Source organism: Citrobacter meridianamericanus, assembly GCF_041320245.1.
GTDB lineage: Bacteria > Pseudomonadota > Gammaproteobacteria > Enterobacterales > Enterobacteriaceae > Citrobacter > Citrobacter meridianamericanus.
Genome location: NZ_CP101036.1, coordinates 3,014,889 through 3,035,923, shown reverse-complemented (window position 1 = coordinate 3,035,923; position 21,035 = coordinate 3,014,889). Strand labels below are relative to the sequence as shown.

At 50.7% G+C, this 21,035-nt stretch carries 21 protein-coding genes and 1 other RNA gene; 13 read left to right on the top strand and 9 right to left on the bottom strand.

Annotated elements, in window-relative coordinates:
• Positions 1 to 103: 103 nt before the first annotated feature.
• The 3 genes from aroD to ydiK form a co-directional block, all read right to left on the bottom strand.
• Positions 104 to 862 (bottom strand): type I 3-dehydroquinate dehydratase, encoded by a 759-nt coding sequence (gene aroD, locus NMD08_RS14885; protein ID WP_370618441.1) that lies wholly within the window; start codon positions 860 to 862, stop codon positions 104 to 106.
• A 166-nt stretch (positions 863 to 1,028) separates the two neighbouring features.
• An RNA gene (gene rprA, locus NMD08_RS14880) (antisense sRNA RprA) lies at positions 1,029 to 1,136 on the bottom strand.
• Positions 1,137 to 1,320: 184 nt separating this feature from the next.
• Positions 1,321 to 2,430: an AI-2E family transporter YdiK gene (gene ydiK, locus NMD08_RS14875; RefSeq protein WP_151219029.1), complete on the bottom strand. Its 1,110-nt coding sequence runs from the start codon at positions 2,428 to 2,430 to the stop codon at positions 1,321 to 1,323.
• Between the two features lie 213 nt (positions 2,431 to 2,643).
• Between ydiK and NMD08_RS14870 the strand changes: the two genes are divergently transcribed.
• The 3 genes from NMD08_RS14870 to NMD08_RS14860 all read left to right on the top strand — a co-directional run bounded on the left by NMD08_RS14870 (position 2,644) and on the right by NMD08_RS14860 (position 6,373).
• The gene (locus NMD08_RS14870) at positions 2,644 to 5,700 is read left to right on the top strand and encodes an FAD-binding and (Fe-S)-binding domain-containing protein (RefSeq protein ID WP_151225381.1); all 3,057 of its coding nucleotides are present in this window, start codon (positions 2,644 to 2,646) and stop codon (positions 5,698 to 5,700) included.
• Positions 5,697 to 6,107, top strand: coding sequence for a 1,4-dihydroxy-2-naphthoyl-CoA hydrolase (gene menI, locus NMD08_RS14865; protein WP_151219031.1), 411 nt, complete (start codon positions 5,697 to 5,699; stop codon positions 6,105 to 6,107). The genes NMD08_RS14870 and menI overlap by 4 nt, the downstream gene beginning before the upstream one ends.
• A gap of 77 nt (positions 6,108 to 6,184) precedes the next feature.
• Positions 6,185 to 6,373 carry a YdiH family protein gene (locus NMD08_RS14860; protein ID WP_151219032.1) on the top strand — a complete coding sequence of 63 codons (189 nt, stop codon included), beginning with the start codon at positions 6,185 to 6,187 and terminating at the stop codon, positions 6,371 to 6,373.
• Between the two features lie 67 nt (positions 6,374 to 6,440).
• Here the strand turns inward: NMD08_RS14860 and NMD08_RS14855 are convergent, their stop codons facing one another.
• Positions 6,441 to 7,292 (bottom strand): Vmh family MBL fold metallo-hydrolase, encoded by an 852-nt coding sequence (locus NMD08_RS14855; RefSeq protein ID WP_370618439.1) that lies wholly within the window; start codon positions 7,290 to 7,292, stop codon positions 6,441 to 6,443.
• 122 nt (positions 7,293 to 7,414) lie between these two features.
• Between NMD08_RS14855 and NMD08_RS14850 the strand changes: the two genes are divergently transcribed.
• On the top strand, positions 7,415 to 8,290 hold the full coding sequence (locus NMD08_RS14850) for a LysR family transcriptional regulator (RefSeq protein WP_370618437.1): 876 nt from the start codon (positions 7,415 to 7,417) through the stop codon (positions 8,288 to 8,290).
• 333 nt (positions 8,291 to 8,623) lie between these two features.
• Here NMD08_RS14850 and NMD08_RS14845 read toward each other — a convergent pair whose 3' ends face one another.
• Positions 8,624 to 9,055, bottom strand: a complete 432-nt coding sequence (locus NMD08_RS14845) for a DUF3828 domain-containing protein (protein WP_151219035.1) — start codon at positions 9,053 to 9,055, stop codon at positions 8,624 to 8,626.
• Position 9,056: 1 nt separating this feature from the next.
• Complete coding sequence (locus NMD08_RS14840) at positions 9,057 to 9,419, bottom strand: CHAP domain-containing protein (protein WP_151225386.1); 363 nt, start codon at positions 9,417 to 9,419, stop codon at positions 9,057 to 9,059.
• Positions 9,420 to 10,085: 666 nt separating this feature from the next.
• Here NMD08_RS14840 and sufA point away from each other — a divergent pair.
• The 7 genes from sufA to NMD08_RS14805 all read left to right on the top strand — a co-directional run bounded on the left by sufA (position 10,086) and on the right by NMD08_RS14805 (position 16,733).
• A complete protein-coding gene (sufA, locus tag NMD08_RS14835) occupies positions 10,086 to 10,454 on the top strand; it encodes a Fe-S cluster assembly scaffold SufA (RefSeq protein ID WP_151219036.1) in 369 nt (122 codons plus the stop codon).
• Between the two features lie 8 nt (positions 10,455 to 10,462).
• Complete coding sequence (gene sufB, locus NMD08_RS14830) at positions 10,463 to 11,950, top strand: Fe-S cluster assembly protein SufB (RefSeq protein ID WP_151219037.1); 1,488 nt, start codon at positions 10,463 to 10,465, stop codon at positions 11,948 to 11,950.
• Positions 11,951 to 11,966: 16 nt separating this feature from the next.
• Positions 11,967 to 12,713: a Fe-S cluster assembly ATPase SufC gene (gene sufC, locus NMD08_RS14825; protein ID WP_151225388.1), complete on the top strand. Its 747-nt coding sequence runs from the start codon at positions 11,967 to 11,969 to the stop codon at positions 12,711 to 12,713.
• Complete coding sequence (sufD, locus tag NMD08_RS14820) at positions 12,688 to 13,959, top strand: Fe-S cluster assembly protein SufD (protein ID WP_370618434.1); 1,272 nt, start codon at positions 12,688 to 12,690, stop codon at positions 13,957 to 13,959. The genes sufC and sufD overlap by 26 nt, the downstream gene beginning before the upstream one ends.
• Positions 13,956 to 15,176, top strand: a complete 1,221-nt coding sequence (sufS, locus tag NMD08_RS14815; RefSeq protein ID WP_151225390.1) for a cysteine desulfurase SufS — start codon at positions 13,956 to 13,958, stop codon at positions 15,174 to 15,176. The genes sufD and sufS overlap by 4 nt, the downstream gene beginning before the upstream one ends.
• Positions 15,177 to 15,188: 12 nt before the next feature.
• Positions 15,189 to 15,605, top strand: coding sequence for a cysteine desulfuration protein SufE (gene sufE / locus NMD08_RS14810; protein ID WP_151219041.1), 417 nt, complete (start codon positions 15,189 to 15,191; stop codon positions 15,603 to 15,605).
• Positions 15,606 to 15,728: 123 nt separating this feature from the next.
• Positions 15,729 to 16,733 carry a L,D-transpeptidase family protein gene (locus tag NMD08_RS14805; RefSeq protein ID WP_187253017.1) on the top strand — a complete coding sequence of 335 codons (1,005 nt, stop codon included), beginning with the start codon at positions 15,729 to 15,731 and terminating at the stop codon, positions 16,731 to 16,733.
• A gap of 67 nt (positions 16,734 to 16,800) precedes the next feature.
• Here NMD08_RS14805 and lpp read toward each other — a convergent pair whose 3' ends face one another.
• The 3 genes from lpp to NMD08_RS14790 form a co-directional block, all read right to left on the bottom strand.
• The gene (gene lpp, locus NMD08_RS14800) at positions 16,801 to 17,037 is read right to left on the bottom strand and encodes a murein lipoprotein Lpp (RefSeq protein WP_003029373.1); all 237 of its coding nucleotides are present in this window, start codon (positions 17,035 to 17,037) and stop codon (positions 16,801 to 16,803) included.
• Positions 17,038 to 17,345: 308 nt separating this feature from the next.
• Entirely contained in the window at positions 17,346 to 18,758 is a 1,413-nt protein-coding gene (pykF, locus tag NMD08_RS14795; protein ID WP_003029366.1) for a pyruvate kinase PykF, read from the bottom strand.
• A 7-nt stretch (positions 18,759 to 18,765) separates the two neighbouring features.
• Complete coding sequence (locus NMD08_RS14790) at positions 18,766 to 18,960, bottom strand: hypothetical protein (RefSeq protein WP_242637968.1); 195 nt, start codon at positions 18,958 to 18,960, stop codon at positions 18,766 to 18,768.
• A 376-nt stretch (positions 18,961 to 19,336) separates the two neighbouring features.
• Between NMD08_RS14790 and NMD08_RS14785 the strand changes: the two genes are divergently transcribed.
• Complete coding sequence (locus NMD08_RS14785) at positions 19,337 to 20,359, top strand: methionine ABC transporter ATP-binding protein (RefSeq protein ID WP_151219042.1); 1,023 nt, start codon at positions 19,337 to 19,339, stop codon at positions 20,357 to 20,359.
• The gene (locus NMD08_RS14780) at positions 20,352 to 21,020 is read left to right on the top strand and encodes a methionine ABC transporter permease (protein WP_151219043.1); all 669 of its coding nucleotides are present in this window, start codon (positions 20,352 to 20,354) and stop codon (positions 21,018 to 21,020) included. The genes NMD08_RS14785 and NMD08_RS14780 overlap by 8 nt, the downstream gene beginning before the upstream one ends.
• The last annotated feature ends 15 nt before the right edge of the window (positions 21,021 to 21,035 follow it).

Sequence of the window (21,035 nt, the reverse complement as noted above, 5' to 3'; positions counted from 1 at the left end):
GCCGGATGGTGGCGTAAGCGCGTTATCCGGCCTACGGTGAGTATCATTCGTGGGCCGGATAAGATGCGGTAGCATCGTCATCCGGTATTTTATCCTTCCACGCTTAAGCCTGATGCAATATTGTCAGTACAGTGCGCAGATCGGTCACTGCGATTTGCCCCGGAGCAGATGCTTTTTTCACCGCACCGAACGTGGCTGCTGAACCAAAAACCTCGCCAGCCAAACGAGAAATCACCCCGTTTTTTGCCATCGACATCGTGATAATTGGACGATCGGCATAGCGTTCATGCATTTCCAGCGTCGCGCTGAGCAGCGTCAGCACATCCGTTTTGCATTGCGGCATCAGCGCAATTTTGGGGATATCGGCGTCCAGTTCCTGCATTTTACGCAGACGCTGAACAATCTCCTCAGCGGCCGGCGTTTTATGAAAATCATGATTCGACATAATAACCAGGACTTTTTTGGCGTGAGCTTGCTCAACGGTTGCTTTCACCTGCGCATCACCAGTGAATAGCTCGAGATCGATCATATCCACCAGACCACAGTCTATCGCTGCACGGTTTAGTGCGAAATAGTCTTCAGCAGGTAAGGCCTGCTCGCCGCCTTCCTGCGCAGTACGGAAGGTAAAAAGTAACGGCTTGTCAGGCAGAATCTCGCGGATGGCGCGCGCAGCGTCCAGTACTGCGTCAATGGATGCGACATCGGCAAAATGGTCAACGCGCCATTCCAGAATATCGAAATCCGCTTCGCGATAGGTCAGCGCTTCACTTTTTACCATTGCGATGTCTTTAGCCATCAGTGAGACAATGATCTTCGGCGCACCCTTGCCAATTACGACATTTCTTACAGTTATGGTTTTCATTGATTACCCTATAAATATTGGCTGATATCTGTCCGTCAGCCCCCTGAGCCTTCAACAATATCACGGTTTTGTGCTTGATATCGAAACCACTTTTTTAATTGGTACAGACCGTTGAATGGCGGGAAAGTTAAGAAAGGAGAGTATGGCGATTAGAAGGGTACGAAGGACAAAAAAAAGCCCATCGTGGGAGATGGGCAAAGACTACACACAGCAATTCGTTGTTTCACTCAGGGGATTTCCATGCTTATAAATCAATGTGTTGATCTAAAGCCATGGGCTAATAGTAGGCATACGGCTTTTTAACGTCGATCAGATTCATCTCAATAGTTTAAAAACTGTAAAGAATTTGCGACACAAATGAGTGTTTAAAGAAGGGCAACGTTGGGTCTGATTCAGTAAATGGGAGGGATTAATTAGAATTGTTAAACAGTCAGGCAGCTGTGCCGCCTGACGTGGGATTACTTATTGCGTTCTATTTCAGCAATTTCTTCGAGGATTGTATCCGGATCGCTATCCGGCGCAGGGGCTTCGTTTACCCATGCGGAGAACAGACGCCAGGAAACAGCCAGGACCACCGGGCCGATAAACAGGCCAATCATGCCGAATGCAATTAGTCCACCGATGACCCCTGAGAGAATCAGGATCAATGGTAAATCGGCACCCATACGAATCAGCATCGGGCGAATCACGTTATCCAGCGTTCCGACCACACCGCTCCACACCAGCAGCACTGTGCCCCAGGTTGAATCGCCCGTCCAGTACAGCCAGATAATGGCCGGGACCAGCACCGGCAAGGGGCCCAGCTGTACCAGACAAGAGAGGATCATCACCACTGCCAGCAGCGTGGCATACGGCACGCCGGTTACCGCCAGACCAATACCGCCGAGCACGGCCTGCACCAGTGCGGTGACCACGACGCCTAATGCGACGGCGCGAATGGCCTGTGCTGCCAGCAGAATGGCGGCATCGCCGCGTTTGGATGCCAGGCGGCAAGCGAAGTGACGAATACCTAACGCCACCTGTTCACCGCGCCAGTACAGTAGGGCACTGAACAGCAGCATCAGACCACAGTGCATCATAAAGCGGCCAATATGTGCAGCCTGACCGACGAACCAGGTTGTCGTCGTGCCAATATAAGGACGAACCTTCGCCATGATGGCCGAGCCGCCCATATCCAGCAGGCTGTGCCATGCGGCATACATTTTGGCGCCGACTAACGGAATACTGTTCAGCCACGCCAGATCCGGCAGCGTCATATCGCCTGCGGTTACGGCATGGATCAACGGCCCGCTGCCATCCACAATGCTATTAACCAGCAGCGCGATAGGAATGATAAACAACAGTACCAGCAGCAGGGTCATCACCAGCACGGCCAGCGAGCGACGTCCCCAGAGCAGTTTTTGTAAGCGTAGCAGGATGGGCCAGGTCGCAATGACCACCGTACCTGCCCAGGCAAAACCGAGGATAAAGGGTTGAACAATCCAGAGACACGCCACAATCATGATGGCTAAAAACAGCACCGATAGCAGCACTTGTGCAATATCCCTGGGCTGACGGAAATTTACCATAAATACTTTTCACCTTTGTCTTTGCGTCAGAACGTTGACGCGACGTGAACATCTAAATGACACCCTGTAATGATGAGCAATTTCAGCGGTTTTGAACAGGTGGATTCTGCCTGTAAATCTGCTGAGCGTATTAGAAAAAAATGTGATACAACAAACAAAGCAACACGCAAACGATTAAATTCACAACACAGACCGCAGGAAAGGGTCACTATAATGATTCCACAAATTTCTCAGGCACCGGGTGTCGTTCAACTGGTGCTCAACTTTTTGCAGGCGCTGGAGCAGCAAGGATTTACGGGCGATACGGCAACGAGCTATGCCGATCGTCTGACAATGTCGACGGATAACAGTATTTATCAGCTGCTTCCTGATGCTGTGGTTTTCCCTCGTTCAACCGCAGATGTGGCGCTAATCGCCCGTCTGGCGGCAGAACCTCTTTTCTCTTCGCTCATTTTTACCCCGCGCGGCGGCGGCACCGGAACCAATGGTCAGGCGCTGAATCAGGGCATTATTGTTGATATGTCTCGCTACATGAGCCGTATCATTGAAATCAATGTGCAGGAAGGTTGGGTGCGGGTCGAAGCTGGGGTAATCAAAGATCAGCTCAACCAGTTTCTGAAGCCTTACGGCTATTTCTTTGCTCCCGAATTATCTACCAGTAACCGGGCTACGCTGGGAGGGATGATCAATACCGATGCCTCCGGACAAGGTTCGTTGGTTTACGGTAAAACCTCCGATCACGTACTGGGGATCCGCGCGGTGCTGATGGGGGGCGATATTCTTGATACTCAACCCATGCCGGTCGAACTTGCCCAAACGTTGGGTAACAGCAATACCACCATTGGACGCATTTACAAGACAGTTTATGAACGTTGCCGCGACAACCGAAAACTGATCATTGATAAATTCCCGAAACTTAATCGCTTCCTGACCGGGTACGATTTACGGCACGTCTTTAATGATGAGATGACCGAATTTGATTTAACCCGCATTCTGACCGGCTCTGAAGGTACGCTGGCGTTTATCACCGAAGCCCGTCTGGATATCACGCCGTTGCCCAAAGTCAGACAGTTGGTTAACGTCAAGTACGACTCGTTTGACTCGGCACTACGTAACGCTCCGGTGATGGTGGACGCGCGCGCGCTGTCAGTAGAAACCGTCGACTCCAAAGTGCTTAATCTGGCGCGGGAAGATATTGTCTGGCATTCGGTCAGTGAATTGATTACCGATGTTCCTGATAAAGAGATGTTGGGCCTGAATATCGTCGAATTTGCGGGTGACGATGAAGCATTGATCGATGCTCAGGTTAGTGCGCTGTGTGAACGTCTGGATGGGTTAATTGCCCGTCAGGAAGCCGGTGTCATTGGTTGGCAACTGTGTACTGAACTCTCGGGCGTAGAGCGTATTTACGCCATGCGTAAAAAAGCAGTCGGTTTGTTGGGGAATGCAAAAGGTGCTGCAAAACCTATTCCGTTTGCCGAGGACACCTGTGTTCCGCCGGAGCATCTGGCTGACTATATTGCCGAGTTCCGTGCGCTGCTCGACAGCCACGGTCTGAGTTATGGCATGTTTGGTCACGTGGATGCCGGCGTGCTGCACGTCAGGCCGGCGCTGGATATGTGCGACCCGCAGCAGGAAGTACTGATGAAGCGCATTTCTGATGATGTTGTCGCGCTGACGGCAAAATATGGCGGTTTGCTGTGGGGCGAGCACGGGAAAGGTTTTCGTGCAGAATACAGTCCGGCGTTCTTCGGGGAGGAGCTGTACCGCGAACTGCGTAAAGTGAAATCAGTGTTTGATCCGCAAAACCGTCTCAATCCAGGGAAAATCTGTCCACCGGAAGACGTAGATGCGCCGATGATGAAAGTAGATGCGGTGAAGCGCGGGACGTATGATCGTCAGATCCCACTGGCCGTACGCCAGGAGTGGCGCGGGGCAATGGAGTGTAACGGCAACGGGTTATGCTTTAACTTCGATGCGAAAAGTCCCATGTGCCCGTCGATGAAAATCAGCCTCAACCGTATTCATTCGCCAAAAGGGCGAGCTACCCTGGTGCGTGAATGGCTGCGTTTGTTAGCGGATCGCGGGATCGACCCAATACAGCTGGAAAAAGAGCTACCGGAAAAACGCGCCAGTTTACGTGCGCTGATTGCCCGTACCCGCAACAGTTGGCATGCGCGCAAGGGCGAATATGATTTCTCGCACGAAGTAAAAGAGGCAATGTCCGGCTGTCTGGCATGTAAAGCCTGTTCAACACAGTGTCCGATTAAAATCGATGTGCCGGAGTTCCGTTCGCGCTTCCTGCAGCTGTACCACACGCGTTATCTGCGCCCGCTGCGCGATCACATGGTGGCGACCGTTGAGAGCTATGCGCCGTTAATGGCGCGGGCACCCAAAACGTTTAACTTTTTCATCAATCAGCCGCTGGTACGTAATCTGGCGAAAAAGCACATCGGTATGGTCGATTTACCGCTGTTGTCTGCGCCTTCGCTACAACGTCAGCTGGTTGGCCATCGCTCCGCCAATATGACGCTGGAACAGCTCGAATCACTCACTCTTGAGCAAAAAGCGCGTACAGTGCTGGTGGTGCAGGATCCGTTCACCAGCTATTACGATGCGCAGGTGGTGGCTGATTTTATACGCCTGGTTGAAAAGCTGGGCATGCAGCCGGTACTGCTACCGTTCTCGCCAAACGGCAAGGCGCAGCATATTAAGGGCTTTTTAAACCGTTTTGCGAAAACCGCGAAGAAAACATCGGAGTTTCTCAATCGGGTGGCGAAGCTGAATATTCCGATGGTGGGTGTTGATCCTGCGCTGGTGCTTTGCTATCGCGACGAATACAAACTGGTGCTCGGGGAACAGCGGGGTGATTTCCATGTGTTGTTAGCCAACGAGTGGTTATCGACAATTGTGGAAGCGCAGCAGCCAATCGCGGTTGGCGGTGAACCGTGGTACTTCTTTGGTCACTGTACCGAAGTGACGGCTCTGCCAGGCGCGCCTGCGCAGTGGGCGGCTATTTTTGCCTGCTTTGGCGCAAAGTTGGAAAACGTCAGCGTGGGTTGCTGTGGTATGGCGGGTACCTATGGTCACGAAGTGAAGAATCATCAGAACTCACTCGGGATCTATGAGTTATCATGGCACCAGGCAATGCAACGATTGCCGCGTAACCGTTGTCTGGCGACCGGATACTCCTGTCGCAGTCAGGTAAAACGCGTTGAAGGTACGGGAGTTCGCCATCCATTACAGGCACTGCTGGAGATTATAGGATGATCTGGAAACGTGAAGTCACACTTGAGGCGCTCAATGCCATGGGTGAAGGAAACATGGTTGGGCTGCTCGATATCCGTTTTGTGCACATTGGTGACGATTCGCTGGAAGCCACGATGCCGGTGGATCATCGTACCAAACAACCTTTTGGTTTGCTGCACGGCGGCGCATCCGTAGTACTGGCGGAAAGCATGGGTTCGGTGGCAGGCTACCTGTGTACTCAGGGTGAGCAGAAAGTGGTGGGCCTGGAGGTCAACGCCAACCACATTCGCTCCGCGCGGGAGGGCCGCGTCAGAGGGGTATGTCGTGCGGTGCATACCGGCTCCCGTCATCAGGTGTGGCAAATTGAGATTTTCGATGACCAGGGACGATTGTGTTGCACGTCGCGTCTGACGACCGCAATTTTGTGATGCATATTGCTTTTGGTCATTATCTGCGCAGGGAATGGTGTTATACTGTGCAGGTTTTGAACACAAGCGAGGATGATATGTCTACCCAATTAGACCCGGCCCAACTGGCAATAGAATTTTTACGTCGTGATAAATCCGATCTTTCACCGGCTCAGTACCTGAAAAGACTGAAACAACTCGAACTGGAGTTTGCTGATTTACTGGCGCTTTCATCGATTGAACTGAAAGAAGAGATCTATTTTGCCTGGCGCATGGGCGTTCATTGATTCCGGTATGCTTATCGAGTAAAAACCCCGACACGCGTTCGGGGTTATTTTTTGCCTTAAATCTTCATTACCACTTCATCTCACCGGTATTGACTTTTGCACTTAGCTCCAGAGAGCTTGTGTCCGCGAGACCTGACCAAGCCGCGGTCATGGTTTTAATCACATAGTCAGATCCTTTCTTCGCCTCTAATGCCTGCTCAAACGACTGCAAATAGTCCTGAGTGAAGCGAATCGCTTTATCGCCCGTAGGGCGTTCGCCAATGTAATGACCTGGGATCACCTGAGTGGGGTGTAAGTTCTGCATTTCGCTCAGTACGCTACGCCATGCGCTACGTTGTTCTGCAGACTGAGTATCTGCCATCCAGACATGTATACCGGAAGCCACGCCAGTACCGCCAATAATGGCACGGTTTGCTGGGATCCAGACATAGGCTGCATAATCGTCGGGATGGCGCAGTTCCAGTGTTTCGCCATCAACCGTGAACTGCGTTTGCGTTATCGCCTGCGGAACGGTGAGCGATGTTGGCGCACCATCCTTCATTTGCGGACCCCAGAACTGCAGTTTAGCCTCTTTGGTGGCGCGGATATGGTCCACTACGTGTGGTGTTGCCAGAACTTTTACCTGTGGGAAGGCATTGACGATAGGCTGCAGGCCAAAATAGAAATCCGGATCGCCGGAGGTGATCACGATAGCCTTCAGCGTTTTACCGCTGGCGTGAATCATCTGCACCAGTTGTTCGCCATCTTTGGTGCTGAACTGGGCGTCAAACAAAATGGCCTCGTTGGGACCAGACACCAGCGTCGAAGAGACCGGGAAAATACCCTTGTCCTGGGGATTGTAAACCTCCAGTTGTAGCGGCGCGGCGAAGGCTGAAGAAGCGAAGAGAGGTAACAGCAGGGCCAGAGTTTTAACTTTCATGCCGGGTAACCTTATGCAGGGAATTGTCTTTTGATAGTTCCCGTATTTTAAGGAAATTCGGATCTGTTAGAATTCCCTCATTAGGACATGCTGAGTTTCATAAAACGATCGGATGGGATGTAATGGACAGAGTAATGGCGGCAACGGTATTTAACCATATCTGTGATTTGGGCAGTCTGAGCGCCGCTGCACGTGCATTGGGGCTTTCCCGTCCGATGGTCAGTCGTTACCTCGACGAGATGGAAAAATGGGCAGGCGCAAGGCTTATCCATCGATCATCGCGTCGCTTGACGATCACGCCAGCGGGTGAAGAGGCATTAGCGAAAACACGTTCTCTGGCGCAACTTTCGCTGGATATCGGGGCCGCCAGCGCCGCGCAAACGCCCAGTGGCACGCTACGTGTGGCCTGTGCGCACTTTACTGCTATGCATATATTAGCGCCGGTACTGCCCACATTTCTGGCGCAGTATCCGCAGTTGCGGATCGAGGTGGAGATCAATAATCAACCGGTAAGCCTGGTAGGAGAACGGATTGATGTGGCAATCCGTATAACGGAAAATCCCGAACCCGGAACCATCGCCCGTCGCCTTGGCGACTGTAAATCGGTGCTGTGCGCGTCTGTAGATTACCTGCATCAATACGGTACTCCTGAAACGCTCGACGATCTGACGCGGCACAATTGCCTCTATTACAGCGGGTTTGCTGGTAAATCCTGGCACTTTCAGGATGTCTACGGCCAGGATGTCGCCATTGCGATTAAAGGGAACTTGAGCGCCGGAATCTCTTCGCTGCTTTGTGAGTCGGCGCAGGCGGGAATGGGCATTGCGCTGGTGCCGGAACTGGAGGCGCGGGAAGGGCTGGCGCAGGGGACGTTGATTCGCATATTGCCAGAGCTGCAGCCCAAATGCCTGCCGATTTATGGTTTATACCTTTCTCGTGAACATCAGCCTGCGGGCTTACGCTTGCTGCTGGACGCACTCAGTGGGGCGCAATGCTAAAAAGGTAGCTAAACGTGCTCATAAAATAGTCAAACCGCAATTTGTGTTAAAAAAAACTTATCAGTGTATGAGATTCTTCTTATCGCCCCTTCAAGAGCTAAGCCATTGTGAGTGCCGGAGATAAGCGCCGGATGGGGCCGGAACCCTTAAGCCTGCCAGCAAGCAGACTTAAGGGTTTTTTGTTGTTTGTCAATTAGCTGGGGTCGATTCCATTATCATTGACACGGAAAATATAAAAATCCCATTCAGTTCGCGCAGGCTTTTTTACTTTCCGGCGATATAGCAGGGGTATTCGCGGATGTGCCATGGCATAGTAACTCTGTCATAACGTCGTTAATTGTTATCGCGTGCAGCAACGGACTGTACTTTCCACTCGCCATTTTCATTAACCATACAATCAATAACCGTGTGAGGATTTTTTTTGCCGAATGTTATATTGACGTTTACGCAGACAGGATCCCAGTCATATGAGGATATGGCCACATTCTCTGTCCAGTCGTCACCGATATATTGTGATTTTAGAAAAAAATCAGCAGAATAGAAAACCTCATCATCATAATTTGGATCTTGTGTTCGCCTTAGTTTCTGCATTGTTGATGCAGTAACGTATTTATCGATATCCTTACCGTCGGTAATCGGGAAATTATTATTGTTAATTTGGTTCACGTACCACTTATTAAATGCAACGGCCTGGTTAACAGGATCGTTGGTATTATTTGCCATAGCAGATGATGCCACCAGTAGCAAAAGCAGTAATTTTTTCATGTCACTTGTGCCTGTATATAGTAACAGTGGGCTGGATTTTTCTGTACTGCGGCCCAGGGTATAAACTGCGCTGTACGAAATCGGAGTACCAGGTTCCCGTCCCATCGTAAATACAGGCGTGCCCATACTGGTTTGGACCTGGTAAAGCATCAATAACCGCTATATCGCCCTCTATTAGGGTGCCGTATGATTTGCTGAATCCTGCTTTTTCTAGTGACCTTGCAAAACTGTTGGCGTTAGCACCTTCAATTTTGACGCCGCCAGCGCGAATTGCTGCAGCTACTGCTCGAGCGCAATAACCCTGGCTTTTTTGATGCGCGTGACTTCGCGCATACGAGACCGCATCATGTTTATTCCATGACATAATTTTCCCTTAGTAATAGAATGAATCATAAAATAATAATACTCCGGCACTTAATTCGAAATTGTATTTTATAGTGAGATTTAATTAATCAACATATGTAATGCCAATATTAATTATCGAATTGATAATTAAAGCGTATAGCAATATATTGAATTAGCAATTAGTCCTGCAAATCCAAAGTTAATCTTATTTACGTAATGTTTACTGTTAAAATCAAACTGGCTTGTAAATTATGACGTTTAAAATCGGGAACACGCCTCGCATAACCTCCATTTTAGGATTTGGGGGGCAAAATCGCGCTGAGGGCTCAATTTGGGGCGTTAAATAGTCTGTACTTATCTATCACGAGAAAAGACTAAGTTACTGATTACACTATAATCCAATGATTTCATTAAATTTTTAAAACCTATCCCTTAAATAGACATTATCTATACATCTTTTGATCTTTGACCTGCCTGAACGATTGGATTTTCATAATCCATTATTAATCAAAGCATTGAACAAAATAATCCATCTCTGATAACCCGCGCTGCAGGGTCTATGCTTATTAAAAGTAACCAAAAAGGGCGATTAACCCGAATGCCCCTGCTGTTGAGGGGTTGAAGTGATAATCATTATCACTAACATATTGTTATAGCTTAAAAGCTAGTGACTCGAGGTAACCCTATGGAATTGCATTCAGGAACATTTAACCCGGAAGATTTTGCATGGCGTGGACTGAGGTTAACGCCAGCGGCTGCGGCGCACATCCGCGAACTGATGGCAAAGCAACCCGGCATGTTGGGCGTTCGCTTGGGCGTGAAGCAAACGGGATGTGCAGGATTCGGCTACGTGCTGGATACCGTCCGTGAGACTCAAAAAGACGATCTCCTGTTTGAAATGGATGGTGCCAGACTGTATGTGCCGTTACAGGCGATGCCGTTCATCGACGGCACAGAAGTCGATTTTGTTCGCGAAGGATTAAATCAGTTATTTAAATTTCATAACCCGAAAGCCCAGAACGAATGCGGCTGTGGCGAAAGTTTTGGGGTATAGGCGGTACTATGTCTCGTAATACTGAAGCAACTGACGATGTCAACACCTGGGCTGACGGGCACCTTAATTACAAAGAGGGGTTCTTCACCCAACTGCAAACCGACGAGCTGGCGAAAGGGATCAGCGAAGAGGTCGTGCGCGCAATTTCGGCAAAACGTAATGAACCCGACTGGATGCTGGAATTCCGCCTTAATGCCTTTCAGGCATGGTTGACCATGGAAGAACCGCACTGGCTAAAAGCGCACTATGACAAACTGAATTATCAGGATTACAGCTATTACTCTGCGCCGTCCTGCGGCAACTGCGATGAAACCTGTGTGTCTGAACCGGGAGCGGTGCAGCAAACGGGCGCAAATGCATTTTTAAGTAAAGAGGTCGAGGACGCCTTTGAACAGCTTGGCGTGCCGGTCCGCGAAGGCAAAGAGGTGGCGGTTGATGCCATTTTTGACTCGGTGTCGGTGGCGACCACCTATCGCGACAAACTGGCGGAACAGGGCATTATTTTCTGTTCGTTCGGTGAGGCGATTCACGACCACCCGGAGCTGGTAAAACAGTATCTGGGCACGGTTGTTCCGGGTAATGACAATTTCTTTGCCGCGCTGAATGCGGCAGTGGCCTCCGACGGTACGTTTATTTATGTGCCGAAAGGTGTGCGTTGCCCAATGGAACTGTCGACCTATTTCCGTATCAATGCGGAAAAAACCGGGCAGTTTGAACGCACCATTCTGGTTGCGGATGAGGGAAGCTACGTCAGCTATATCGAAGGCTGTTCGGCCCCTGTGCGCGACAGCTATCAGCTGCATGCTGCGGTAGTGGAGGTCATCATCCACAAAGATGCCGAAGTGAAATACTCGACGGTACAAAACTGGTTCCCTGGCGATGGCAATACCGGCGGCATTTTGAACTTTGTTACCAAGCGGGCGCTGTGCGAAGGCGAAAACAGCAAAATGTCGTGGACGCAGTCAGAAACCGGTTCGGCCATTACCTGGAAATACCCAAGCTGCATTCTGCGTGGGGATAACTCTATCGGCGAATTCTACTCCGTGGCCCTGACCAGTGGTCATCAGCAGGCCGATACTGGCACCAAGATGATCCACATTGGCAAGAACACCAAATCAACCATCATCTCGAAAGGTATCTCCGCCGGACACAGTCAGAACAGCTATCGCGGTTTAGTGAAAATCATGCCAACCGCCACCAATGCCCGCAACTATACCCAATGCGACTCGATGCTGATCGGCGCGGATTGTGGGGCGCACACCTTCCCGTATGTGGAGTGTCGTAACAACAGCGCCCAGCTTGAACACGAAGCCACGACGTCGCGCATTGGTGAAGACCAGCTATTTTACTGCCTGCAGCGCGGTATCAGCGAAGAGGATGCCATTTCCATGATCGTGAATGGTTTCTGTAAAGACGTGTTCTCTGAACTGCCGCTGGAATTTGCCGTGGAAGCGCAAAAACTTCTCGCCATAAGTCTTGAACACAGCGTCGGTTAAAATTTAAGGAAAGCACATGTTAAGCATCAAAGATTTACAGGTCAGTGTGGAAGATAAGACGATCCTGCGTGGGCTGAGTCTTGACATTCGCCCCGGAGAAGTGCACGCCATTATGGGGCCAAACGGTTCCGGGAAAAGTACGCTTTCCGCCACGCTCGCCGGACGTGAAGACTATGAAGTCACCGGCGGGACGGTAGAGTTCAACGGTAAAGATTTACTGGAACTGTCACCGGAAGAGCGGGCCGGTGAAGGCATCTTTATGGCATTTCAGTATCCAGTAGAAATCCCCGGCGTAAGTAATCAGTTTTTCCTGCAAACGGCACTGAATGCGGTGCGCACCTACCGTGGCGAAGAGTCACTGGACAGGTTTGACTTCCAGGATCTGATGGAAGAAAAAATTGCGTTGCTGAAGATGCCGGAAGATTTGCTCACGCGTTCGGTCAACGTCGGTTTCTCCGGCGGTGAGAAAAAGCGTAATGACATTTTGCAAATGGCGGTACTGGAGCCTCAGTTGTGCATTCTGGATGAGTCAGACTCCGGGCTGGATATCGACGCGCTGAAAATCGTCGCCGACGGCGTGAACTCGCTGCGTGATGGGCAACGTTCATTCATTATCGTCACCCATTATCAGCGTATCCTGGACTATATCAAACCCGATTATGTTCACGTTCTCTACCAGGGGCGAATTGTGAAATCCGGTGATTTCACACTGGTCAAACAACTGGAGGAGCAAGGTTATGGCTGGCTTAGCGAACAGCAGTAACGTGTTGCAACAGTGGCACCATCTGTTTGCGACGCAAGGTGAGACTCGCTCGCAACATGCCCAGCAGCACCTGCAACAGATGCTGCGACTGGGGCTGCCAACGCGTAAGCATGAGGACTGGAAATACACGCCGCTGGAGGGATTAACCCACAGCCAGTTTGTCAGCCATGTCAATGAGATATCGTCAGCCCAGTGTGAAGCGTTAGCACCGGCTATTGAGGCCATACGACTGGTATTTGTCGACGGGCAATTCTCTCCAACGCTGAGCGACAGCGCAGAAGGTAGTGGTTTTGATATTACCGTTGATGATGTACGCCAGACGCTACCGGCCGCCATCCAACCGGAAGTCTTTCTGCACCTGACCGAAAGCCTGTCGCGTAGCGTCACGTACATTAAGGTGAAGCGAAACCAGCGGCCGAAGAAACCGCTGTTGTTGTTGCACATTACCCAGGGGCTGGCGAGCGATCAGGTGAATACGGCGCACTATCGCCACCATCTGGAACTGGCGGAAGGGGCTGAAGCAACCGTCATTGAACACTATGTCAGCCTTAGCGAGCTTCGTCATTTCACTGGCGCACGCTTAACCATGAATGTCGCGGCGAATGCGCACTTGCGCCATATCAAACTGGCGTTTGAGAATCCGCAAAGCCACCACTTCGCACATAATGACATTCAATTGGGGACGGATGCCACGGCCACCAGCCACAGCTTTTTACTCGGTGATGCGGTGCTGCGCCATAACACCAGCACTCAGCTTAACGGCGAAAACACGACGCTTCGGCTCAACAGCCTGGCGATGCCGGTGAAAAATGAACTCTGCGACACCCGCACCTGGCTTGAGCATAACAAGGGATATTGCAACAGCCGCCAGTTGCATAAAACGATTGTCAGCGATAAGGGGCGGGCGGTATTCAATGGCCTGATTAACGTTGCTCAGCACGCTATTAAAACTGATGGTCAGATGACCAACAATAATTTGCTGCTCGGTAAACTGGCTGAGGTGGATACCAAACCACAACTTGAAATCTATGCCGACGACGTGAAATGCAGCCACGGGGCGACGGTAGGGCGGATCGACGACGAGCAGATGTTCTATCTGCGTTCGCGTGGGATCGGCCAGCAGGATGCCCAACAAATGATTCTCTATGCGTTTGCCGCTGAGCTAACGGAAGCCCTGGACGAGGAAACGCTGAAGCAACAGGTATTGGCAAGGATCGCCCAACGCTTGCCGGGAGGCGTAGCATGACATTTCCCATTGAAAAAGTGCGGGCCGATTTTCCAATCCTGACGCGTGAAGTGAATGGTTTACCGTTGGCGTATCTGGACAGCGCCGCCAGCGCGCAAAAACCTAACCAGGTGATTGATGCTGAAGCCGAGTTTTACCGTCACGGCTATGCGGCGGTCCACCGTGGTATCCATACGTTGAGTGCTCAGGCCACGGAAAAAATGGAGAATGTGCGCAAGCTCGCCTCGCTGTTTATTAACGCCCGCTCAGCGGAGGAGCTGGTGTTTGTTCGCGGTACCACGGAAGGGATCAACCTGGTAGCAAACAGCTGGGGCAACAGCAATGTGCGGGCGGGTGATAACATCATCATCAGCGAAATGGAGCATCATGCCAACATTGTGCCCTGGCAGATGCTGTGTGCCCGCGTCGGGGCTGAACTGCGCGTTATTCCACTTAATGACGATGGTACATTGCAACTGGAAGCGCTGCCGATGCTGTTTGACGATCGCACGCAACTGCTGGCGATTACCCACGTATCTAACGTACTGGGCACGGAAAACCCGTTGGGTGAGATGATCGCGCTGGCGCATCAATACGGTGCAAAAGTACTGGTGGATGGCGCACAGGCGGTTATGCATCATCAGGTGGATGTGCAGGCGCTGGATTGCGACTTCTATGTTTTCTCCGGTCACAAGCTCTATGGGCCAACTGGTATTGGCGTTCTGTATGCCAGAGAATCGCTGCTACAGGAGATGCCGCCGTGGGAAGGTGGCGGGTCGATGATTGCGACAGTGAGCCTGAGCCAGGGAACGACATGGGCCAAAGCCCCCTGGCGGTTTGAAGCCGGAACGCCAAATACGGGTGGAATTATTGGGCTCGGCGCGGCTATTGAATATATTTCAGCGCTGGGGCTGGCTGAAATCAGCGAATATGAACAATTCATGATGTGCTATGCGCTTGAACAGCTGGGGGATGTGCCGGATTTAACGATCTACGGACCGGATAACCGTCTGGGCGTGATTGCGTTTAACCTCGGCAAGCATCATGCTTATGACGTCGGGAGTTTTCTCGATAACTATGGCATTGCTGTACGAACGGGGCATCACTGCGCAATGCCGCTGATGGCCTTTTATAACGTTCCCGCGATGTGCCGGGCGTCCATTGCCATGTACAACACCCATGAAGAAGTGGATCGCCTGGTAACAGGTCTCAAGCGTATTCATCACTTACTGGGCTAACAGGGAGGCGTTATGGCTGCGCTACCGGATAAAGAAAAGTTGTTGCGTAATTTTACACGTTGCGCTAATTGGGAAGAGAAATACCTGTACATTATTGAACTGGGTCAACGTCTGCCACAATTAAGCGACGACGATCGTAATGTGGAAAATAGCATCCAGGGATGTCAAAGCCAGGTATGGATTGTTATGCGTCAGAATGCCGAAGGAATTATTGAATTTCAGGGCGACAGCGATGCGGCTATTGTGAAAGGGCTTATTGCGGTGGTATTCATTTTGTATGACCGCATGATGGCCCAGGATATTGTGAATTTTGATGTGCGTCCGTGGTTTGAAAAAATGGCGCTCGCACAGCATCTCACACCGTCTCGGTCACAAGGGCTCGAAGCGATGATTCGGGCAATTCGCGCCAAAGCCGTAACTCTTAGCTAAACTGATAAGACACGTCATTTTTCAGAGCGACCTGAACAATCTCGTGTTGGGCAACGCAGTGACTCGTAGGCCGGATCGGGCGCTTGCCGCCATCCGGCATGAACGCCAGGGGGGTGAGTGAGTATGAAACGCGCGTCTGTTATTACGTTAATGCTAATCGGCGCTTACAGTGCTATTCAGGCCGCATGGGCGGTCGATTATCCTTTGCCACAGGCGAACAGCCGTCTTGTTGGGCAAAACCAAACCTACACCGTGCAGGAAGGCGATAAAAACCTACAGGCGATTGCCCGTAAGTTTGATACTGCCGCAATGCTGATCCTTGAAGCCAATAATACTATTGCCCCCGTCCCAAAACCCGGAACGCTGATTACCATTCCCTCGCAATTATTGCTGCCAGATGCGCCACGCGAAGGCATTATTGTGAATCTTGCGGAACTGCGTCTGTATTACTTCCCGCCGGGTGAGAATATTGTTCAGGTCTTCCCGATTGGGATTGGTTTACAAGGACTGGAAACGCCGGTTATGGAAACCCGGGTTGGGCAGAAGATCCCAAATCCCACCTGGACTCCTACACCAGGCATCCGTAAACGCTCTCTGGAGCGAGGCATAACTCTACCGCCAGTTGTACCCGCTGGGCCAAATAATCCGTTAGGGCGCTTTGCACTGCGTCTGGCGCATGGAAACGGTGAATACCTGATCCATGGCACCAGCGCGCCGGATAGCGTGGGCTTGCGTGTGAGTTCCGGCTGTATTCGCATGAATGCACCGGACATCAAAGCATTGTTTGCTCAGGTCCGCACTGGAACGCCGGTCAGAGTGATTAATGAACCGATTAAATATTCGGTTGAGCCGAACGGCATGCGCTATGTCGAAGTGCATCGACCGTTGTCGCCGGAAGAGGAACAAAACGTCCAGACTATGCCCTATGTACTACCCGCCGGTTTTACCTCATTTAAAGACGACAAAGCCGTGGATAACAGCCTGGTGGAACGAGCGTTGTATCGCCGCGCGGGCTATCCTGTCACAGTGACAGCCGGACAAGTCTCGGTAGTTAGCAAGGGTGCGGAAGTGAAGTCTGCGCGTAATGGCGTACCAGGAGGGGATGCAGAGGTGCACGCAACGCAATAGCAGGGAAAGGAAATTCAGAGCAAAAAAATGGCGCACAATGTGCGCCATTTTTATTACACAGATACTATTACTTGCGGTATTTAGTAGCTGCGTTGTCCAGACGCTGGTTAGCGCGAGCTGCGTCATCTTTAGCAGCCTGAACGTCGGAACGCATTGCGTTCACGTCGTTGCTCAGCTGGTCAACTTTAGCGTTCAGAGTCTGAACGTCAGAAGACAGCTGATCGATTTTAGCATTGCTGGAGCAACCTGCCAGCAGAGTAGAACCCAGGATTACCGCGCCCAGTACCAGTTTAGTACGATTCATTATTAATACCCTCTAGATTGAGTTAATCTCCATGTAGCGTTACAAGTATTACACAAAGTTTTTTATGTTGAGAATATTTTTTTGATGGGAATGCACTTATTTTTGATCGTTCGCTCAAAGAAGCATCGAATTGTGCAAAAACAGCTAAAAAACCGAGTGAAAACAGAAAGCTTCCATCGGATTCATCTTAGATAATCTCGGATTAGATAGTGAAATCCGATTTGATTTTTTATTAATTGTGGCTATCGATAAAATAAAAAAAGCGCCGCAAGGGCGCTTTTCAAGCAAATTAATTCGCGGTGGAATTATTACAGCACGTGAACAGATGCAGTGTTGGTGGTTCCGCTCGGAACCAGCGCACCGGAAACCATCACAACTACGTCGCCTTTCTGAGCCAGACCGCTCTCCAGAGCAACTTCTTTGCCCAGGCGATAGAAATCATCGGTAGAGCTGATTTCTTTAACAACTTGTGCAACAACACCTTTGCTCAGCACCAGTTGACGCGCGGTAGTTTCATTGGTGGTCAGCGCCAGAATGGTCGCATCCGGGAAGTATTTACGTACTGCGCGAGCAGATTTACCGCCCTGGGTTGCAACGACGATCAGTGGAGCATCCAGTTTTTCTGCAGTTTCAACCGCGCCACGGCAAACGGCTTCGGTGATGCGCAATTTGCGGCTGTCGTTGTTGAAGTCCAGACGGCTGGTCATCACGCGGTCAGTACGCTCACAGATGGTCGCCATGATGGTGACGGCTTCCAGCGGGTATTTACCTTTTGCAGACTCACCAGACAGCATGACTGCGTCGGTACCGTCGAGGATGGCGTTAGCAACGTCGCCGGCTTCAGCACGGGTCGGACGCGGGTTTTTGATCATCGAGTCCAGCATCTGGGTCGCAGTGATAACGACTTTACGCGCACGGATACATTTTTCGATGATCATCTTCTGTGCGAAGATAACTTCTTCAACCGGGATCTCAACGCCCATATCGCCACGAGCAACCATGATGCCGTCAGACGCTTCGAGGATTTCGTCGAAGTTGTTCAGGCCTTCCTGGTTTTCGATTTTGGAGATGATCTGGATGTTTTCGCCGCCGTGCGCTTTCAGGTGCTCACGGATTTCAACGACGTCAGAACGTTTACGGATAAAGGAAGCCGCAACGAAGTCAACGCCTTGTTCGCAACCGAAGATCAGGTCTTGTTTGTCTTTTTCAGCCAGTGCTGGCAGCGCGATGGAAACGCCTGGCAGGTTAACGCCTTTGTTTTCGCCCAGGTCGCCGTTATTCAGCACTTTACAGATAACTTTGTTACCTTCGATAGCGGTAACTTCCATGCCGATCAAACCATCGTCAACCAGAACGGTGTTGCCGACGGACAGATCTTTCGTGAAGCCTTCATAGGTAACAGCAACGATTTCGTTGTTGCCTACGACAGATTTGTCGGTGGTGAAGGTGAAGGTCTGGCCCGCTTTCAGGGAAACGTCGTTACCGCCTTCCAGTTTGATGGTACGGATTTCCGGACCTTTGGTGTCGAGCAGGATTGCGGCTTTCTTACCGGTTTTGCTCATGACGTTGCGCAAATTCTTGATGCGCTGACCGTGTTCTGCGTAATCACCGTGGGAGAAGTTCAGACGCATGACGTTCATGCCCGCGTCCAGCATTTTGGTTAACATCTCTTCGGATTCGGTTTTCGGACCGATGGTGCAAACAATTTTCGTCTTTTTCATGACAGTCTTAGTCTTTAAGTTGAGAAGGATATGGAAATCTGGCTCCCGCCGCGCACGGACGGGAAGCTAAACCTGAGTTACGAAAGTTGTGATGCCTCGCTCTAAGGATAGGTGACATCGAAAGAGCGTGCAGAGGAATGTGTGCTTGCGTTTCAGCCCAACGGGATGGTGAGTTTTGTAGTCGTTGAGTTTTACAGGTCAATGTGCTGAAACCATTCAAGAGACAATTGGCGCGCATTATACGCTGAAAAATATCAAAAAGGAAAATGGAAACAGCGTTTCAAAACACTTCTGTGCAGTTTTACAGAAAATATTCATTAATTTGTTCAGATGTATGGATAAAGAAGTTGTTTGCCACTGTGGTTTGTTGCGCAACACGCTGAAAACGTCATCCCGGTGCCTGTGTTATATGCACATGACGCCAACCATATCGACATATTTCTAAATGTTATATCAAATTCATTTTAATTCATTTTAAAAGTCAACCTTGCTGATTACACTCGTTTGGACATCCATACTGCTAAACAGCTAAAAGCGCTAGCAGAAGAACACTAAGCAGCAGCGGATACCCAAACGACATGATTGTCCTGAAAAATATTTCGAAAGTGTTTACGCCAGGCAGGCTTGCCATTACCGCTGTCGATAACGTCAACCTGACGGTTGAACAGGGACAGATTTACGGAATTATTGGTTACAGCGGGGCGGGGAAAAGCACCTTAATTCGCTTGCTCAATGGGTTGGAAAAACCAACCTCAGGCAGCGTAACAATTAACGGTCACGATATCTCTGCCGCCCGTGGGGAATCGTTACGTCAGGCGAGACTGAAAATCAGCATGGTGTTTCAGCACTTCAATTTGCTGTGGTCGCGGACCGTTAGCGAGAATATTGCTTTCTCTATGCAAATCGCTGGCGCGTCGAAAGCGTCTATCAAATCGCGGGTTGCCGAACTGATTGCGCTGGTTGGGCTGAGCGGTCGCGAAAATGCGTATCCGTCCCAGCTAAGTGGTGGACAAAAACAACGGGTAGGGATTGCCCGCGCGCTGGCGAATAATCCTGACGTATTGCTGTGTGACGAAGCCACCTCGGCGCTGGATCCGCAAACCACCGATCAGATTCTCGATTTACTGCTCGATATTAACCGTCGCTTCAAATTAACCATCGTGCTGATCACCCATGAAATGCACGTAGTACGCAAGATCTGCGATCGCGTGGCGGTCATGGAAAATGGCAAAGTCGTTGAAGAAGGCGACGTGCTCAGCGTTTTTACTCATCCGCAACAGGCGATCACCCGACAGTTCGTTCGTCAGGTGAGTCAATACGGCGAGGAAGACGAATTCAACCCGCAGTTGGCCAGCGAACTTGGCGGCGTGGTGATCAAGCTTACGTTTACCGGGCAACGTACACATCGGCCAGTGGTTGGCGAATTGACCCTACGCTATGGCCTGCCGTTTAACATTTTACACGGCAAGATGACGCAAACCGCGCACGGTGTGTTTGGTCAGCTCTGGGTGCACGTGGTGGCCTCAGAAGAACAATTGAACAATATTTTGGCCGACCTGCGCCAGAGCGACATTGAAGGCGAGGTGATTCAACATGGCTGAAGAACTTTTTCCTCATCTAAAGTGGGACCAACTGCTGGCGGCAACCCAGGAAACGCTCTACATGACTGCCCTTTCAGGCGCAGCGACCTTTATTCTGGGAATCGCACTTGGGCTGGCGTTATTCCTGACCGCACGCGGTGGACTGTTTCACAATCGCGCGGTGTATAGCGGTATTTCGCTGGTGGTGAATATCTTTCGCTCGATCCCATTCATCATTTTGATCGTGCTACTGATCCCGTTTACCAAAGTAATGGTTGGCACCATTCTCGGCGCCAATGCCGCGCTGCCTGCGCTGATCGTAGGGGCTGCACCGTTTTATGCGCGGCTGGTCGAAATTGCCCTGCGTGAAGTCGATAAAGGCGTGATTGAAGCGACGCGTTCGATGGGCGCACGTCTGAGCACACTTATTTTTCGGGTTTTACTGCCAGAATCCTCTCCTGCCTTGGTGTCCGGCATCACCGTAACGCTGATTGCACTGGTTAGCTACAGCGCGATGGCGGGGGTGATTGGCGCCGGTGGTTTAGGGAATTTGGCCTATCTGGAAGGATTCCAGCGCAACCACAGCGACGTCACGCTGGTGGCGACAGTGACGATTTTGCTCATTGTTTTCATCATCCAGCTTTGCGGCGATGTGATCACCTCTCTGTTAGATAAACGCTAATAAAATACGGAAACC

What these genes read in the sequence shown, in the direction of transcription:
- aroD (WP_370618441.1), bottom strand. Translation starts at nt 862, where the DNA reads ATGAAAACCATAACTGTAAGAAATGTCGTAATTGGCAAGGGTGCGCCG.
- ydiK (WP_151219029.1), bottom strand. Translation starts at nt 2,430, where the DNA reads ATGGTAAATTTCCGTCAGCCCAGGGATATTGCACAAGTGCTGCTATCG.
- NMD08_RS14870 (WP_151225381.1), top strand. Translation starts at nt 2,644, where the DNA reads ATGATTCCACAAATTTCTCAGGCACCGGGTGTCGTTCAACTGGTGCTC.
- menI (WP_151219031.1), top strand. Translation starts at nt 5,697, where the DNA reads ATGATCTGGAAACGTGAAGTCACACTTGAGGCGCTCAATGCCATGGGT.
- NMD08_RS14860 (WP_151219032.1), top strand. Translation starts at nt 6,185, where the DNA reads ATGTCTACCCAATTAGACCCGGCCCAACTGGCAATAGAATTTTTACGT.
- NMD08_RS14855 (WP_370618439.1), bottom strand. Translation starts at nt 7,292, where the DNA reads ATGAAAGTTAAAACTCTGGCCCTGCTGTTACCTCTCTTCGCTTCTTCA.
- NMD08_RS14850 (WP_370618437.1), top strand. Translation starts at nt 7,415, where the DNA reads ATGGACAGAGTAATGGCGGCAACGGTATTTAACCATATCTGTGATTTG.
- NMD08_RS14845 (WP_151219035.1), bottom strand. Translation starts at nt 9,055, where the DNA reads ATGAAAAAATTACTGCTTTTGCTACTGGTGGCATCATCTGCTATGGCA.
- NMD08_RS14840 (WP_151225386.1), bottom strand. Translation starts at nt 9,419, where the DNA reads ATGTCATGGAATAAACATGATGCGGTCTCGTATGCGCGAAGTCACGCG.
- sufA (WP_151219036.1), top strand. Translation starts at nt 10,086, where the DNA reads ATGGAATTGCATTCAGGAACATTTAACCCGGAAGATTTTGCATGGCGT.
- sufB (WP_151219037.1), top strand. Translation starts at nt 10,463, where the DNA reads ATGTCTCGTAATACTGAAGCAACTGACGATGTCAACACCTGGGCTGAC.
- sufC (WP_151225388.1), top strand. Translation starts at nt 11,967, where the DNA reads ATGTTAAGCATCAAAGATTTACAGGTCAGTGTGGAAGATAAGACGATC.
- sufD (WP_370618434.1), top strand. Translation starts at nt 12,688, where the DNA reads ATGGCTGGCTTAGCGAACAGCAGTAACGTGTTGCAACAGTGGCACCAT.
- sufS (WP_151225390.1), top strand. Translation starts at nt 13,956, where the DNA reads ATGACATTTCCCATTGAAAAAGTGCGGGCCGATTTTCCAATCCTGACG.
- sufE (WP_151219041.1), top strand. Translation starts at nt 15,189, where the DNA reads ATGGCTGCGCTACCGGATAAAGAAAAGTTGTTGCGTAATTTTACACGT.
- NMD08_RS14805 (WP_187253017.1), top strand. Translation starts at nt 15,729, where the DNA reads ATGAAACGCGCGTCTGTTATTACGTTAATGCTAATCGGCGCTTACAGT.
- lpp (WP_003029373.1), bottom strand. Translation starts at nt 17,037, where the DNA reads ATGAATCGTACTAAACTGGTACTGGGCGCGGTAATCCTGGGTTCTACT.
- pykF (WP_003029366.1), bottom strand. Translation starts at nt 18,758, where the DNA reads ATGAAAAAGACGAAAATTGTTTGCACCATCGGTCCGAAAACCGAATCC.
- NMD08_RS14785 (WP_151219042.1), top strand. Translation starts at nt 19,337, where the DNA reads ATGATTGTCCTGAAAAATATTTCGAAAGTGTTTACGCCAGGCAGGCTT.
- NMD08_RS14780 (WP_151219043.1), top strand. Translation starts at nt 20,352, where the DNA reads ATGGCTGAAGAACTTTTTCCTCATCTAAAGTGGGACCAACTGCTGGCG.